The 15,420-nt window shown below is 70.5% G+C and carries 15 protein-coding genes; 2 read left to right on the top strand and 13 right to left on the bottom strand.

Features of this window, described 5'->3' with window-relative positions; genetic code table 11:
• Positions 1-54: 54 nt before the first annotated feature.
• Entirely contained in the window at positions 55-1,482 is a 1,428-nt protein-coding gene (locus tag AB0J58_RS35825; protein WP_364224240.1) for an RNB domain-containing ribonuclease, read from the top strand.
• Positions 1,483-1,538: 56 nt separating this feature from the next.
• Here AB0J58_RS35825 and AB0J58_RS35820 read toward each other — a convergent pair whose 3' ends face one another.
• The 7 genes from AB0J58_RS35820 to AB0J58_RS35790 form a co-directional block, all read right to left on the bottom strand.
• A complete protein-coding gene (locus tag AB0J58_RS35820) occupies positions 1,539-4,268 on the bottom strand; it encodes a DEAD/DEAH box helicase (protein WP_364224238.1) in 2,730 nt (909 codons plus the stop codon).
• A gap of 82 nt (positions 4,269-4,350) precedes the next feature.
• Complete coding sequence (locus AB0J58_RS35815; RefSeq protein WP_364224236.1) at positions 4,351-5,226, bottom strand: YegS/Rv2252/BmrU family lipid kinase; 876 nt, start codon at positions 5,224-5,226, stop codon at positions 4,351-4,353.
• A gap of 17 nt (positions 5,227-5,243) precedes the next feature.
• On the bottom strand, positions 5,244-6,098 hold the full coding sequence (tatC, locus tag AB0J58_RS35810; RefSeq protein WP_364224234.1) for a twin-arginine translocase subunit TatC: 855 nt from the start codon (positions 6,096-6,098) through the stop codon (positions 5,244-5,246).
• A 141-nt stretch (positions 6,099-6,239) separates the two neighbouring features.
• Complete coding sequence (gene tatA / locus AB0J58_RS35805) at positions 6,240-6,575, bottom strand: Sec-independent protein translocase subunit TatA (protein WP_364224232.1); 336 nt, start codon at positions 6,573-6,575, stop codon at positions 6,240-6,242.
• A gap of 66 nt (positions 6,576-6,641) precedes the next feature.
• Positions 6,642-6,830 carry a hypothetical protein gene (locus AB0J58_RS35800; protein WP_343961207.1) on the bottom strand — a complete coding sequence of 63 codons (189 nt, stop codon included), beginning with the start codon at positions 6,828-6,830 and terminating at the stop codon, positions 6,642-6,644.
• Positions 6,831-6,854: 24 nt separating this feature from the next.
• Entirely contained in the window at positions 6,855-7,811 is a 957-nt protein-coding gene (locus AB0J58_RS35795) for a WYL domain-containing protein (RefSeq protein WP_364224230.1), read from the bottom strand.
• Positions 7,808-8,764, bottom strand: a complete 957-nt coding sequence (locus tag AB0J58_RS35790; protein WP_364224228.1) for a WYL domain-containing protein — start codon at positions 8,762-8,764, stop codon at positions 7,808-7,810. Before AB0J58_RS35790 ends, AB0J58_RS35795 begins: the two co-directional genes overlap by 4 nt.
• 39 nt (positions 8,765-8,803) lie before the next feature.
• On the opposite strand from AB0J58_RS35790, the gene AB0J58_RS35785 reads away from it, so the two are divergent.
• Complete coding sequence (locus tag AB0J58_RS35785) at positions 8,804-9,901, top strand: DUF3866 family protein (protein ID WP_343961201.1); 1,098 nt, start codon at positions 8,804-8,806, stop codon at positions 9,899-9,901.
• Here the strand turns inward: AB0J58_RS35785 and AB0J58_RS35780 are convergent.
• The 6 genes from AB0J58_RS35780 to AB0J58_RS35755 all read right to left on the bottom strand — a co-directional run bounded on the left by AB0J58_RS35780 (position 9,847) and on the right by AB0J58_RS35755 (position 15,307).
• On the bottom strand, positions 9,847-10,323 hold the full coding sequence (locus AB0J58_RS35780) for a DUF3291 domain-containing protein (protein ID WP_364224226.1): 477 nt from the start codon (positions 10,321-10,323) through the stop codon (positions 9,847-9,849). The two genes, AB0J58_RS35785 and AB0J58_RS35780, sit on opposite strands and share 55 nt — an antisense overlap.
• A gap of 32 nt (positions 10,324-10,355) precedes the next feature.
• On the bottom strand, positions 10,356-10,997 hold the full coding sequence (locus tag AB0J58_RS35775; protein WP_364224224.1) for a transcriptional regulator: 642 nt from the start codon (positions 10,995-10,997) through the stop codon (positions 10,356-10,358).
• Between the two features lie 48 nt (positions 10,998-11,045).
• Positions 11,046-11,942 carry an FKBP-type peptidyl-prolyl cis-trans isomerase gene (locus AB0J58_RS35770; protein WP_364224222.1) on the bottom strand — a complete coding sequence of 299 codons (897 nt, stop codon included), beginning with the start codon at positions 11,940-11,942 and terminating at the stop codon, positions 11,046-11,048.
• A gap of 142 nt (positions 11,943-12,084) precedes the next feature.
• The gene (locus AB0J58_RS35765) at positions 12,085-13,035 is read right to left on the bottom strand and encodes an FKBP-type peptidyl-prolyl cis-trans isomerase (protein ID WP_364224220.1); all 951 of its coding nucleotides are present in this window, start codon (positions 13,033-13,035) and stop codon (positions 12,085-12,087) included.
• 95 nt (positions 13,036-13,130) lie between these two features.
• On the bottom strand, positions 13,131-14,489 hold the full coding sequence (gene pafA / locus AB0J58_RS35760; protein WP_343961190.1) for a Pup--protein ligase: 1,359 nt from the start codon (positions 14,487-14,489) through the stop codon (positions 13,131-13,133).
• 224 nt (positions 14,490-14,713) lie between these two features.
• On the bottom strand, positions 14,714-15,307 hold the full coding sequence (locus AB0J58_RS35755) for a hypothetical protein (RefSeq protein WP_364224218.1): 594 nt from the start codon (positions 15,305-15,307) through the stop codon (positions 14,714-14,716).
• Positions 15,308-15,420 lie beyond the last annotated feature (113 nt).

Below are 15,420 nucleotides of genomic sequence, written 5' to 3'. Positions count from 1 at the left end.
CATTTCGCCCTAGTCGGTAGGGCGGGACCGCCGCAAGCCGGTAGGTTGCTCCCTGTGCCTCACAAGAGCATCCGGGTCCCCGGAGAGTCCCACCCCCGGCTCGACGACGGTTTCGAACGGATCCGCCGTGAGATGAAGCTGCCCGAGGGATTTCCCCGGGCGGTGGTCGACGAGGCCGAGTGGGTCGCCGAGGTGCCCACCCTGCCCCGGCTGGACCGGACCGACCTGCCACTGATCACCATCGACCCTCCGGGTGCGATGGACCTCGACCAGGCCGTGCACCTGGAGGAACGGCCCGGCGGCTACCGCGTCTGGTACGCCATCGCCGATGTCGGGGCGTTCGTCAGGCCCGGCGGGGCGATCGACGCCGAGGCCCGCACCCGGGGCGAGACGGTCTACATGCCCGACGGGCGCGTGCCGCTGCACCCGCCGCTGCTGTCGGAGGCCGCCGCCAGCCTGCTGCCGGGCGTGACCAGGCCCACCGCGCTGTGGTGCGTCGACCTCGACGCGGAGGGCCGGATCGTGGGCGCGGACGTGACCAGGGCGCTGGTACGCAGCCGCGAGCGGCTCGACTACGACTACGCGCAGGCCGCGATCGACACCGGCACCGCCGACGGCACGCTGCGGCTGCTGGCCGAGATCGGCCGGCTCAGGCTCGCCCTGGAGCGGACCAGCGGCGGCGTCACGCTGCCCACCCCCGACCAGGAGGTCGTTCCGGACGGGGACGGCTACCGGCTGGAGCTGCGCGCCCCGCTGGAGGCCGAGGCGTGGAACGCACAGATCTCGCTGCTGACGGGCATGGCCGCCGCCTCGATGATGCTGGACGCCGAGATCGGCCTGCTGCGGGTGCTGCCGCCCGCCCCCGCCGAGAGAGTCGCCCAGGTCCGCAGGGTGGCCGCGGCACTCGGCGTGCCCTGGCCGGAGGGCGCGGGGTACGGCGACGTCGTGCACGCCCTCGACCCGAAGATTCCCGAGCAGGCCGCGTTCCTGCAGGAGTCGACGGTGCTGCTGCGCGGCGCCGGTTACGTGGCCTTCAACGGCGAGCCCCCCTCGCAGGCGGAGCACGCCGCGGTGGGCGCGCCGTACGCGCATGTGACCGCGCCGCTGCGCCGGCTCATCGACCGCTACGCCACGGAGATCTGCCTGGCCATCGCGGCGGGCGAGCCGGTGCCGCAGGACGTCCAGGAGGCCATGGACGAGCTGCCGGAGATCATGCACACCACCGGGCGGCGCGTGAACGGCGTCGAGCGGGCGTGCGTGGACCTGGTGGAGGCCTTCGTGCTCCGCGAGCGGGTGGGCCAGACGTTCGACGCGGTGGTGATCGACGTGGCCGAGGACCGGCCGTGGGGCCAGGTACAGCTCACCGATCCGGCGGTGGTGGCCCGCTGCGACGGCGAAGGGCTCGGGCTGGGCAGGAGTGTGCGCGTGCGGCTGACGCGCGCCGACCCGACCACCCGCGAGGTCCGCTTCAGCCTGGCCTGACCGCGCCTCGCCCGGGAAACCAGCCATGCCCGGCACGCCCCCCCGCACGGCCTGGCTCAGGCCAGGGACGAGTAGGCCACCACCCCGCGACGCAGCGCGTCCATCGCCTTGCTCGCGTTCTGCTTGACCTTGCTCCCGGCCGGGGCGGCAGTGGAGATCTGGCCGAGAAGGTCGAGCAGCTGCTTCATCCAGCGTACGAAGTCTCCCGCTGCCAGCTCCGCGCCGCCGGCGCCGTCTCGGAGCACGGAGTCCAGGGTGTGGCCCCTGGCCCAGCGGAAGGCCGCCCAGGCGAAGCCGAAGTCGGGTTCCCTGATGAACGACAGGCCGTGGTCGCTCTCGATCGACTCCAGCTCACTCCAGAGACGGACCATGTCGGCCAGCGTCTGCTGCGCGCCGCCCGCGGGAATCCTGGGCTGGCGGGCGTCGTCGGCCTGTCTGGACTCGAAGACCAGCGAGGAGACGCACGCGGCCAGCTCGGCCGGGTCCAGGTCGTTCCAGAGCCCGGCGCGCAGGCACTCGGCGGTCAGCAGGTCCAGCTCGGTGTAGAGCTGGGCCAGGCGGCGGCCCTCGGTCGTGACGCTCTCACCGTCGAGGTAGCCGAGCTGGTCGAGCACCCCGCAGACCTTGTCGAAGGTGCGGGCGATGACGTGGGAACGGCCCTCGACCCGGCGGCGCAGCCCCTCGGTCTCGCGGAGCAGCTTGTGGTAGCGCTCGGCCCAGCGGGCGTGGTCCTCGCGCTCGTCGCACCCGTGGCAGGGGTGCCGGCGGATCTCCCGGCGCAGGCGGGTGATCTCCTCGTCCTCGGTGGCATGGTCGCGCGCCCTGACGGGCTTGCCGAAGTCCCGGTCGCCGATCTTGGCGTGTACCGAGGAGACCAGGTTGGCCCGTTCCTTCGGCGAGCGGGCGTTGAAGTTCTTCGGGATGCGCAGATGCTCGACCGGTTCGACCGGGACGGGGAAGTCGGCCGGCGACAGCTTCTTGACCTGCTTGCCGATGGTCAGCACCAGCGGGGACGGGCCCTCGCCCCGGGAGTTGAGGCCGGGGTCGAGAACGACGGCCAGGCCGGCGCGACGTCCGCCGGGAATCCTGATGATGTCGCCGGGCTTGAGCGCCTCCAGCGAGCGCAGCGCCTGCGTCCTGCGGGCCGCGCCGCGCTGGCGTGACAGCTCGGCCTCCCTGTCGGACAGTGCCCTGCGCATCGCGGCGTACTCCTCGAAGTCGCCCAGATGGCAGGTCATCGCCTGGCGGTAGCCCTCCAGGGCCTCCTCGGCCCGGCGCACCTGCTTGGCGATGCCCACCACGGCCCGGTCGGCCTGGAACTGCGCGAACGAGGACTCCAGCAGCGTCCTGGCCCGCTCCCTGCCCACCTGGCCGACCAGGTTGACCGCCATGTTGTACGAGGGACGGAAGCTGGAGCGCAGCGGGTAGGTGCGGGTACTGGCCAGGCCGGCGACCTGGAGGGGGTCGGTTCCCGGTTGCCACTGGACCACCGCGTGGCCCTCCACGTCGATGCCGCGGCGCCCGGCTCGCCCGGTGAGCTGGGTGTACTCGCCGGGAGTGAGGTCGGCGTGGGTCTCGCCGTTCCACTTGTCGAGCTTCTCGATCACCACGGAGCGGGCGGGCATGTTGATGCCCAGCGCGAGGGTCTCGGTGGCGAACACGGCCTTGACGAGGCCGCGGGTGAACAGCTCCTCGACGACCTCCTTGAAGGCCGGGAGCATGCCCGCGTGATGGGCGGCCAGACCCCGCTCCAGGGCGTCGCGCCACTCGAGGTAGCCGAGCACGGCCAGGTCCTCGTCGGGCAGATGCGCGGTGCGCTCGTCGACGATCTGGCGGATCTCGTGGCGCTCGGCGTCGGTGGTGAGCCGGATGCCGTCGTGCAGGCACTGCATGACGGCGGCGTCGCAACCGGCCCTGGAGAAGATGAACGTGATCGCGGGCAGCAGGGCGTCGGCGTCCAGGCGCTCGATGGCCGCGGCCCGGTCCGGCGGGCCGCTCCTGCGGGGCCGCGGGTAGCCACGGCGGCCCCTGCCGTACGCCTGGCGCTCCTCGTCCCTGGCGATGCGCAGCAGGTTGGGATTGATCTGGGGACGACGATCCTCGTCGCCGGTGACGAACAGGTCGTAGATGCGGTTGCCGACGAGCATGTGCTGCCAGAGCGGGACCGGGCGGTGCTCGTCGACGATGACGCTGGTGTCGCCGCGGACCTCTCCCATCCACTCGCCGAACTCCTCGGCGTTGCTGACCGTGGCGGACAGGGCGACCAGCCGCACCGACTCGGGCAGGTGGATGATCACCTCTTCCCAGACCGCGCCGCGGAACCGGTCGGCGAGGTAGTGGACCTCGTCCATGACGACGAATCCGAGCCCCGCCAGGGTGCCGGAGCCGGCGTAGAGCATGTTGCGCAGCACCTCGGTCGTCATGACGACGATGGGAGCCTCACCGTTGACGCTGTTGTCACCGGTGAGCAGGCCCACCTTGGTCGCGCCGTACCGCCTGACCAGGTCGTTGTACTTCTGGTTGGACAGCGCCTTGATCGGGGTGGTGTAGAAGCACTTGCGGCCCTCCGCCAGGGCCAGGTGCACGGCGAACTCGCCGACGACCGTCTTTCCCGAGCCGGTGGGGGCCGCCACGAGGACTCCGTCGCCCGCCTCCAGCGCCCGGCAGGCGTCGATCTGGAAGTCGTCCAGCTTGAAGTCGTACAGGCCGCGGAACGAGGTCAGCGCCGGCCCGCTCTCAGCCTGGCTCTGACGGAAGGCAGCGTATCGTTCCGCTGGGGTCGTCATACCTCTCAGCCTACCGATATCGGGATTCCGGTCCGTCCCCCTTTTTACCGGCGGTCCGGCCGATCGCGCGGGCGGAGCCGCCCTAAACCAGGACCGCCAGCGCTCCGGGAACGATCTCGCAGGTCAGTGGGGTGGGGCCGACCCGCTCGCCGTCGGCGTAGGCGATCACTCCGGGGGCCTCCAGCCGTACCCTTCGGGCGCGGTGCATGGTGACGGCGGGGTGGCTCGCGTGCGAGCCCCGGTAGACGCGGGGAAAGGCACGCAGAAACTCCCCCCGAGGGACGGCGCCGAGGATCGTCACGTCCAGCAGGCCGTCGTCGGGCACGGCATCGGGGCACACGCGCATGCCCGCGCCGTACGAGCGGGTGTTGCCGACCGCGACCAGCATGGCCTCCCGCTCGACGATCTCACCGTCCAGGTCGATCCGGAACGGGATGGGCCGGAAGGAGCGCAGTTCCTCGGCGAGGGCGACCAGGTACTTGGCCATGCCGGGCGGCCAGGTCATCTGGTTGGCCCGCTCGTTGACCCGGGAGTCGAAGCCGCAGGCCACCACCCCGGCGAACCACTCGTCCTCGCCCACCTTCGCGGCGTCGACGGTGCGCACCCGCCCGCGCAGCACGGTGTCGGCGGCGGCCAGGGGCGCCTTCAGCGGGATGCCGAGCGCGCCCGCGATGTCGTTGCCGGTGCCCACCGGGATGACGCCCAGCGGCACGCCGCTGCCCGCGACCGCCTGGACCGCCAGGTGCACCAGGCCGTCACCGCCGAAGGCCACCAGCGCCTCCGGTTCCTCGGCCACGGCCATACAGGCGCGGTCCAGGGCGTCGGCGGCGGAGTCTCCGAGGATCACCGAGACCTCGCGACCCCCCTGCCGCAATCGGTCGAGCACCGGGGAGAGCAGTCCCCGTGAACGGCCGCCACGGGCGGCTGGATTGACGAGGACTGCGATCTCTGCGGGCACAGACCGGAACTTATCCCCTATTTACTGGGATCGGTGTCGGTCGTTCTCGAATCGATAGAAGCCGGATCGCCGACGGGCGCCACGTCGCCCAGGGGCGAGGCGTCGTCGTCGAGCGAGGAGGCCTCGTCGTCGGAGAGGTGGGAGAAGTCCTCGCCCTTCGGCTGCCTCTTCTCCCGCAGGTACATGAACCCCTCGGCCAGGGCGAACAGCAGCACCATCGGCAGGGCGAGCGCGATCATCGTGAACGGGTCGCCGCCGGGGGTGGCGACCGCTCCGAAGACGAACATGAGAAAGATGACCATGCGACGGTGCTTGGCCACCAGCGCGTGCGGCAGCACCCCGATGATGTTCAGGAACACCATGAGCAGCGGCAGTTCGAAGGAGATGCCGAACACGATGAGCATGATCAGCGCGTAGCTGAGGTACTCGTCGATCGTGATGCCGGTCAGCGTTCCCGGCGGGGCGAACCCGAGCAGGATCGACAGCCCCGTGTCCATCACGAAGTAGGCCAGAGCCGCCCCCGCGAGGAACAGCGGGACGGCCAGCATGATGAACAGGATCGAGTAGCGCTTCTCGTTGCGGTACAGGCCGGGGGTGACGAAACCCCAGATCTGCCAGAGCCAGATCGGTGAGGAGACGACGAGACCGAACATCGCCGCGACCTTGAGGTTCACGAAGAAGGAGTCGAAGACGCCGAGGATCAGCATCGTGCACTGTCCGGGCCGCAACTCCTGCGCCTGGGGAAGCCCGCAGTAAGGGGCGGACACGAACTGCCAGATCGGGCCAAAGAAGATGAAACCAACCACGATGCCCGCGAGCAGGCCGAGCATGGCGATGATCAGCCGGTTGCGCAGCTCGCGCAGGTGCTCCATGAGCGGCATGCGACCGTCGCCAGAGTCAGCGGGCGGTTCCGCCCCGTTCCGGCCCGGTTTAGGCCACTTCAGCAGCGCCATTCACGAATCCTGGGGTGACGAGTCGGGGTTGATCGGGGTAGATCCTCAGGCAACCGTCGATCACTGCGTCTTGGGCGCCCCAGCCTGGGCTCGCAGCCTGGCCGCCTGCTCCTCAAGCTGGCGGGCCTGCTCCTCGGCGCTCAGCGCGGAGGCCGGCGTCGAAGTCGTGGCCGGGATCGGCTGCGGTGCCGGGGCGGCGGGCTGGGCATGGGCCTGGACGACCGTGGTGGTCGTGCCGTTGGCCTCGTCGTCATCGCGGAGCTTGGCGGTCTCCGACTTGAAGATGCGCAGCGACCGGCCGAGCCCGCGGGCGGCTTCCGGCAACTTCTTGGCGCCGAAAAGCAGCACCAGGATCAAGCCGATGATGATCAGCTCAGTGGGTCCGAGGTTTGGCATTACACATCCTTACGCCGAACGACGTGCATTCTCTGCATCCGATCGTACGCTGCCCCGAGGACAGACTCACCCCTTCGGAACACGTATCGTCCCCCCGCTCTCGCCGAACAGCACCCGGACGGGCTCCAGGCTCCCGTGCGCGCGGTCGATCTCGCGGCCGAGTTCGGTGGCCGCGCGCAGTACGCGAACGGCCAGAAACCCGAGGATTCCCAGCCCCACGAGGGCCAGCGAGAGCGCGGCGATGATCCAGCTCATGGTGGGAGATCCTAGTACCGCACGTCAGAAGATCGATTCGTAACGATTCAGCGCGGCCGTCGCGGCGGCGCGCACGCTCGCGTCCAGCGAGGCGGGCGAGATCACCCTGCCGGTGTCGCCCAGGCGCAGCGCCAGGCGTATCACCCAGCCCCGGTCCCTGGCCCGCAGCGCCACCCGCACGCGGCCCTCGCCGAGCTCGGTGACCCGCTCGCACGGGTAGTACTCGGCGACCCAGCGGCCCGCGGCGGTCAGCTCCAGCTCCACCAGCTCGTCGGTCGGCGAGGGCCGGAACACCCCGGGCGTCACCTCGTCCGGCACGGCGTCGGCGGGCGGGTCGGCGGGCACGTCCAGCACGTCTACGGAGAGCATCCGGTCCAGCCGGAACAGCCGGACCGCCTCGGCCCGGTAGCACCAGCCCGACAGGTAGGGACGGCCGTCCACGACGACCAGGCGCATCGGATCGACCTCGCGCGGGGTGATCTCGTCGCGCCCCGGCACGTAGTAGCGCAGCGACAGCCGCCTACCGCGCCGCAGCGCCTCGTTGACGCTGGGCAGCGCGTCGGGCGCGGCGTCGACCTCCACCGCGACCTGGCTGCTGACCGCCGCCGCGCCCTCGCCCGAGGCCTGCTCGAACTTGGCGATGACCCGGGCCAGCGCGTCGCGCTCGCCGAACTCCGGCATCTCGGCGAGCAGGCGCAGCGCGACCAGCAGGGCGCTGGCCTCGTCCACCCCCAGCCGCAGCGGGCGGGCGATGGTGTCGGCGTTGTCGATGACGATCTCTCCGCCGTCCCACGACACGTCGATCAGGTCGCCGGGGGTGTGACCGGGCAGCCCGCACATCCACACCAGCTGCAGGTCGTCGATGAGCTGCTTCTCGCTCAGGCCGAAGATCTTCGCGACCTCGGGCACCTGTGCCCCGGGGTGCGACATCAGGTAGGGCACCAGCGCCAGCAACCTGGGCAGGCGATCGGCGGTGCTCACGCGAGTGCTCCCTTCAGGCGGCAGATCACCGCGTCGCGGGCGTCCGGCGGGCCGACCACCTCCGCGTCGGCGGCAAAGCCCACGATCCACCCGGCCAGCCGGCCGGGATCGGTGAAGTCGACCTCCAGCTCGTCCCATCCGTCGCCGGCGGGCCGCACCGCCTTCGCCACCTGGCGCAGCCCCTGGCAGGTGTCCTGCCTGACCCGGACGAGAGCGGTACGCTCCCGGACCGCGGCGTCGCTGTAGACGACCATGGACTTGATGTCGACGCCCTCGGGCACCACCACGGAGCCCGGGCGGCCGACGGTGGTGACCGCCCCGCCGATCCGGCTGAGCCTGAAGACCCGCGGCGCGTCCCGGTCACGGTCGTGGCCTACCATGTACCAGCGGCCGCGGCGGCTGACCACGCCCCACGGCTCCACGGTGCGGGTCAGCACGTTCTGGCTGGCCGCCGCCCGGTAGGCGAAGCGGACCGCCCGCCGGTCACGCACGGCCTCCCAGAGCGCGGGAAAGGCGGGATCCTGGGTGTCGACGCGCAACTCCAGCGCTCCGCCGAGCACCCCGTACGCCTCGTCGGTCTCCACGCCCCCGGCACGCAGTTTCAGCAGCGCGCCACTGGCCGCCTCGGCCAGACTGGCCCGTTGCCACACCTGGGCCGCCAGACCCACCACCGCAGCCTCGTCCGGCTCCAGAGTGATCTCCGGCAGCTCGTAGGCCTGGCGGACGATCCGGTAGCCGGGATCCTCCTCCCAGGGGTCCTTGTGGACCTCGATCGGGATACCGATCTCACGCAGCTCGTTCTTGTCCCGCTCGAACATCCGCTGGAAGGCCTCGTCGTTGTCGGCGTCGTAGCCCGGCACCGCCTGGCGGATGTGCTCGGCGCTGAGCGGCCGCCGCGTGGCCAGCAGGCAGATCACGAGATTGAGCAGCCGCTCGGTCTTCCGACGCGACATCCGGCCTCCTCCCTGTTCAAGTGACGCTACCCTTCCCCCGTGATCAGATGGCGCAGGGGCGAGGTCGTACGGATCCGGCGCGAATGGCCGGGGGCAATGGAACTCGACGTGACCACCGAGGACGGTGAGGCGCGCGCGCTCGCCTACCCGGCCCTGGTGGGACGCCCGGAGCCCGGTGACGTGGTGCTGCTCAACACGACCGCGCTCGCGATGGGTCTCGGTACGGGAGGTTACGCCATGGTGGTGGCTGTTCCCGACCGATTGCCACAAGATCCTCAAGGTCCCGGACACCTGGTGAAGGCACGCTACACCCCGTTGCAGACCACCGTACTAGGCGCGGACGAGCAGGACTCGCCCTTCCACCACCTCCTGCGTGACGCCGACTCCGTGGACGGCATGCCGGTGATCGTCGCCGACCTGCACTCGGCCCTGCCGGCGATTCTCTGCGGCCTGTACGGCTCGAATCCGCCGCGTACCGGGGAGTCCGGCGGGCACCGGCCCGCCAGGGTCGCCTACGTGATGCTCGACGGGGGCGCGCTGCCCGCCTGGTTCTCCATGTCGTGCGCGCGGCTGCGGGAGGCCGGCTGGCTGTGCGGGGTGGTCACGGTGGGCCAGGCCTTCGGCGGCGACGTGGAGGCGGTGACGCCGCACACCGGCCTGCTGGCGGCCCGGCACGTCCTGGGGGCCGACGTCGCGGTCGTCACCCAGGGGCCGGGCAATCTGGGCAGCGGCACCCGCTGGGGCTTCTCCGGCGTCTCGGCCGGCGAGGCGGTCAACGCCGCCGCCGTCCTCGGGGGCCGCCCGGTCGCGGCGCTGCGGGTCAGCGAGGGCGACCTGCGCGAGCGCCACATCGGGGTCTCACACCACTCGCTGACCGCCTACGGGCGGGTGGCGCTGGCCCCCGCCCAGATCGCCGTGCCCGTGCTGCCCGGCGACTTCGGCAGGCGGGTGACCGAGCAGTCGCGCCCGCTCGCCGCGCGGCACGAGCTGGTCGAGGTGCCGGTGGACGGGCTGTACGCGGCGTTGCGGGAGTCTCCGGTCAGGCTGTCGACGATGGGCCGCGGCCTGGACGAGGACCTGGCCTACTTCCTGGCCTCGGCCGCCGCCGGACGCCACACCGCCTCGCTGCTGTCGTAGAAATCCTTGAAGGTGAAGGCCTCAGACGTGGGGCCTTCCCTCCTGAACCGCTCCAGGCGTTCCATCCCCTCGGCCAGCCTCGGCTCGTGCCCCTCGGGAATCCACCACATCACCGAGGACGGCTCCGCCATGCGCAGGAACCACTCCCTGCGCCGCTGCAGGAACTCCAGGTGGCCGCTGCGGTAGACGTAGTCCCACAGCGCCTCGCGCGACTCCCAGACCGAGAGGTTGACCAGCAGGTGGTCACCGTGGTCGTGCTTGACCGTGTCCTCGGGGGCGTCACCGCCCTTGAGTCTCCAGACGAAGCCGGGAGCCGCCTCGGCCAGCCGGTTGATGGGGTCGAGACCGGCGACGAAGGCGGCCAGCTCCGAAGAGTCGACGGGAGCGCGCATATGGGCGATGTTCAGTTGGGCCAGATGCATGAGCACAGCAGATCACCCCCGACCCTTCTATGTCAATTCTCATTATTTTTAGAGAAGGTGACGCAACACTCCTCCGGGCGCGGATCCAGACGGGCCGCCGAGGCGTCCTGGCCGAGCGCCTCCAGCAGCCCTCGGCACAGCCCCAGGTTCACCGAGCAGACCAGCAGCGGATGCTCCTCGGCCGGCACGTGGAACGGGCAGTTGCGCAGCCGCACCCTGCCCTCCTCCTCGTACGGCTCGTAGCCGCCCCGCCGCAGCGCCCCGACGAGATCATCGTCCTGGCGCGCCAACCCGGCCCCGGCCCGTCGCGCGACCTGCTCGGCCCGCTCCTCCCCGCCGAGCGACTCGACCGCCTCGGCCAGTACCAGGGCGAGCGTTCGGTAGTCCCTGGCGGGCACGCTGACCTGCCACTCCCCCCGCGCCCTGTGATAGACCTTCGCCGGCCGGCCGCTGCCGGGTCCCGTCCGCTCCGTCAGCCGTCTGAAGCCCGCGTCGAGCAGACCGGCCTCGACAAGTTTGTCGAGGTGGAAGGCGGCCAGAGTCCGCTGGATCCCCACCGCCCCGGCCGTCTCGTTGCGCCCCACCTCCCTGCCACAGGAGGTCACATAGTCGTAGACGGCCCGGCGCACCGGGTCATGCAGTACCGCCACCTTGTCGAGGTCATCACCGCTCACAGCCCGGATTGTAGGCGGGGGCGGCGAAGGTCGCGTCCGGCGCACGGATCAGTAGGCGGCCAGCACGTCGACGACGAAGACGAGCGTCTCGCCGGGTTCGACGGACGGCGGCAGGCCGTTCTCGTAGCCGAACCCGGGCGGGACGACCATCAGGACCCGGCTGCCCACCGGGACGCCGACCAGAGCCCGGTCCCAGCCCGCGATGACGCGGCCCTTGCCGATCTGGAAGGCCTTGGGGTGCCCAGCCGCCCAGGTGGAGTCGGAGACGTCCTTGCCCCAGACCCTGCTCTCGTACTGGGTGACGACGAGCTGTCCCGCACGGGTCTCGGCCCCGGCGCCCCGGACGAGGATCTTGCTCCTCAGGTCGGCGGGCGGCGCGGTGTCCGGCAGGGAGATGACCGGGCGCCCGCCGGAGGTTCCGGTGACCCTGACCCCGTCGAGAACCCCGCCCCCGCCCTTCGCGGCGGCGCCGGGCGGGAACGCGCCGAGCACGTCGACCACGTAGAACAGCTCGTCCTCGACGGTCATCCCGCCGGGCGGGTTGGGACCGTACGCCTCCTCCGGCGGAACCGCGACGACCACCCGGCTGCCGACCTTGTGGCCGCGCAGGGCCTTGCCCACACCGGTGATCGTCTGGTTCAGCGGAAAGGACGCCGGGGCGCCCTGGTTGAAGCTGGAGGCCAGCAGGCGGTTGTCCTTGCCGTCCCACACGTGTGCGGTGTACTGGGCGACGACCAGGTCGTTCCCCCCGATCTCCGCGCCGGTGCCCGTCATCAGCTCGGTGAATTTCAAGCCGCCGGAGGGCGCGCCCTCGGGAAAGCGCACGGTGGGCCTGTCACCGAAGCTCCCGAGCACCTCGACCTCCGGCCCCGTCTGCCCGTCGCCGGAGGCACAGGCGGTGACCAGCACAAGCGAAAGCGCGGCGAGCAGTGCCGTGGGACGCATCCGAACTCCCGGGGCCGGTGGCTGAGCCAACCCTAACGCCCTATTGGGAGAATTGTCAGTAGCTGAAGATCGCAATCGGAAAACGCGAACCCGGCCGTGCACGCACGGCCGGGTTCGGGGGTGAGTCGCTCCTCAGGGAGCGTCAGTAAGCGGCCAGCACGTCGACCAGGAAGACCAGGGTGTCGGTTCCCTTGATCTTGTCGCCGGAGCCCGCCTTCCCGTAACCGAGGTCCGGCGGGATGCTCAGCAGCACCCGGCTGCCCACTGGGACGCCGACCAGACCCTGGTCCCAGCCCTTGATGACCTTGCCGGTGCCGATCTGGAACATGATCGGCTGGCCACCGCGGGACCAACTGCTGTCGAACTCGACGTCCGAACCCCAGATCTTCCCGGCGTACTGGACCAGGATCGACTGACCGGACTTGACCTCGGGCCCGGCGCCCTTGATCACGGTCTTGGCGACGAGTTCCTTGGGCGCCTTCTCCTTGGTCTTGGTGGTGAGCTTCGGCGCGGTCTCGCCCCCGGGGTTCTCCACCTTGACGCCGGCGAGGCCGGGGTCGGTCGCGGTGCCCTGGGCCGCGTTCCCCTCGGGGACGCCGACCACGTCGACCACGAAGACCTGCGACTGGCCCGCGGGGGCCTGCGCCTGCTGCTCCTTGGGCAGCGCGTCCTTGGCGACGACGGACAGGAACCTGCCGCCGCCCTTGGTCTCGGCGAAGCCCTTTCTGAGGATCTCCGGAACCTGCTCGTTGAGCGTGATGACCTGCGGGCCGCCCTCGTCGTAGGTCGAGCCGGCGAGCTTGTTCTCCTTGCCGTCCCAGGCGAAGACCGTGAAGTTGGCCACCACGTTGGTGCCGGGCTTGGCGGTCTCCCCCGCGGTGCCGGGGGTGAGCACCTTGTAGGAGGAGGTCTCCACGACCTTGGCCGGGAAGACCACGTTCGGCTTGGCGCCGATCTCCCCGGTCACCTTTAGCTCGGTGGCTCCGCTGCCGGCGGGGCTGGAGGCGCCGGTGGCCGTGTCCCCTCCCGAGCCGCATGCTGCGGCGAACATCAGAGGCACTGCGGCCAGTACGGCCATGCTGCGGCGGCGCATAGGTATCCCTCAAGCAGACGTCAGGTTCGCGCCACACTACCCGTACCGGCATACGGAGGAGGTAAGCATGGAAGGAGCTTGCCGAAGCGTGACCATCACATTCCGGCGATGAGCTTGTCCACCCTCTCGTCGACACTGCGGAAGGGGTCCTTGCACAGCACCGTGCGCTGCGCCTGGTCGTTGAGCTTCAGGTGCACCCAGTCGACCGTGAAGTCACGGCGCTTCTCCTGCGCCTTGCGGATGAACTCCCCGCGCAGCCGGGCACGGGTGGTCTGCGGCGGCACCGACTTGGCCTCGAAGATCTTCAGATCGGAGGCCACCCGCTCCACCGCGCCACGCTTCTGCAGCAGGTAGAACAGGCCACGGCGGCGGTGCACGTCGTGATAGGCGAGGTCGAGCTGGGCGACCCGGGGGCTCGACAGCGGGAGGTCGTACTTCTTGCGGTAGCGCTCGATCAGCTGGTACTTGGTCACCCAGTCGATCTCGCGGGCCACCTTGTCGAGATTGCCGGTCTCGACCGCGTTGAGCGTGCGCTCCCACAGTTCCAGCACCCGCTGGCTGATCTCGTCGCCGCCGCGGCGGTCGACGAAGTCACGGGCCTTGGAGAGGTACTCCTCCTGTATCTCCAGCGAGGACGCCTCCCTGCCGTTGGCCAGCCGGACCCGCCGCCGCCCGGTCATGTCGTGGGAGACCTCCCGGATGGCCCTGATCGGGTTCTCCAGGGACAGGTCACGCATCACGGTGCCCGCCTCGATCATGCGCAGCACCAGGTCGGTGGCACCGACCTTGAGCAGCATGGTCGTCTCGCTCATGTTGGAGTCGCCGACGATGACGTGCAGGCGGCGGAACCGCTCGGCGTCGGCGTGCGGCTCGTCACGGGTGTTGATGATCGGGCGCGACCTGGTGGTGGCGCTGGAGACGCCCTCCCAGATGTGCTCGGCCCGCTGGGAGACGCAGTAGACCGCACCGCGCGGGGTCTGCAGCACCTTGCCGGCCCCGCAGATGATCTGCCGGGTGACCAGGAACGGGATCAGCACGTCGGCCAGGCGGCCGAACTCGCCGTGCCGGCCCACCAGGTAGTTCTCGTGGCAGCCGTATGAGTTTCCCGCGGAGTCGGTGTTGTTCTTGAACAGGTAGATGTCGCCGGCGATGCCCTCCTCGCGAAGACGCTTCTCGGCGTCGACGAGGAGACCCTCCAGTATGCGCTCGCCCGCCTTGTCGTGGGTGACGAGCTCCACGACGTTGTCGCACTCGGGGGTGGCGTACTCGGGGTGGCTGCCCACGTCGAGATACAGACGTGCCCCGTTGCGGAGGAAGACGTTGCTCGATCGGCCCCAGGAGACGACACGGCGGAATAGATAACGCGCTACCTCGTCGGGTGACAGCCGCCGCTGCCCCCTGAATGTGCAGGTGACGCCGTACTCGTTCTCAAGCCCGAAGATGCGACGATCCATTGCCTCACACTATTCGCCGAACCCCTCTCGTGGGAGGGATCATGGGGTTTTCGGTCGTACGGCTTATGCCCCGGGCTGTGAGCGGCTAAGCGCGGACGCGTCTCGGACTCGGATCGCCGCCGGGTGCGAGCGACGCGCGGGCACCGGGCTCGGCGGGCCGGATCAGCCGCCGCCCTGCCAGAAGATCTCGACAACCTTGGTGATCCTGCCGTTCTCCGTGGTGATCAGGGCCGGCCGGTAGAGGCCTCCACCCCGGCCAGGGACGCCGCCTCCTTGACGTTGTCGATCAACGCCTGGCGGGTGCATCTCTCGGTGCCGAGGTTGGTGGCCTTGTCGTAGGTCTGCGACGAGCCATCGCAGCCACTGTCGGCGAGGAACAGCACGTCCTCGGCGATGGGCGCCGCATAACGGGTCACGTCGCCTTCCTCGGGGCCGTCGAAGTGACCGTCCTCGCCGCCGCTCTGGGTGAAGCGGATCGGCCGGTACTCGGCCACGCCGCCCTCGTCCACGTCGGTGAGCCAGCCGCGCAGGACACCCTCGAAGGGAGGCGGGCCGCCCTTGCTCCAGTCGTGCTCGGGGGCGACCTGGAACTCGGTGCCGAAGAGCTCGGGGGTGGCCGCGGGGCTGGAGGAGGAGGCGGGGCCGGGCGCTCCGGTCGTGGGGGCGGAGGAGGTGGCGGCCGCCTGCGGGGAGGAGGCAGGAGCCTGCGTCTCGCCACAGCCGGACGTCAGCACCACGGCCGTGAGCAGTGCGAGCGCGGCGGGACCGGCAGGGGGGAGAGCGAGCCTGGTCCAGGCTCGGGGGGCGGCGTTTCTCACGCACACTGTGACAATCGGTGAGCGGGTTCGGTTGTTGGGCCGGGCGCTCCGGTCGTGGGGGGGGAGGAGGTTGCGGCCGCCTGCGGGGAGGATGAAGTAGCCTGCGTCTCGCC

The sequence above is a fragment of the Streptosporangium sp. NPDC049644 genome (assembly GCF_040675205.1).
Classification (GTDB): domain Bacteria; phylum Actinomycetota; class Actinomycetes; order Streptosporangiales; family Streptosporangiaceae; genus Streptosporangium; species Streptosporangium fukuiense.
Note: the sequence above shows the minus strand (reverse complement) of the source record. Positions and strands in the feature narration are given on the sequence as shown.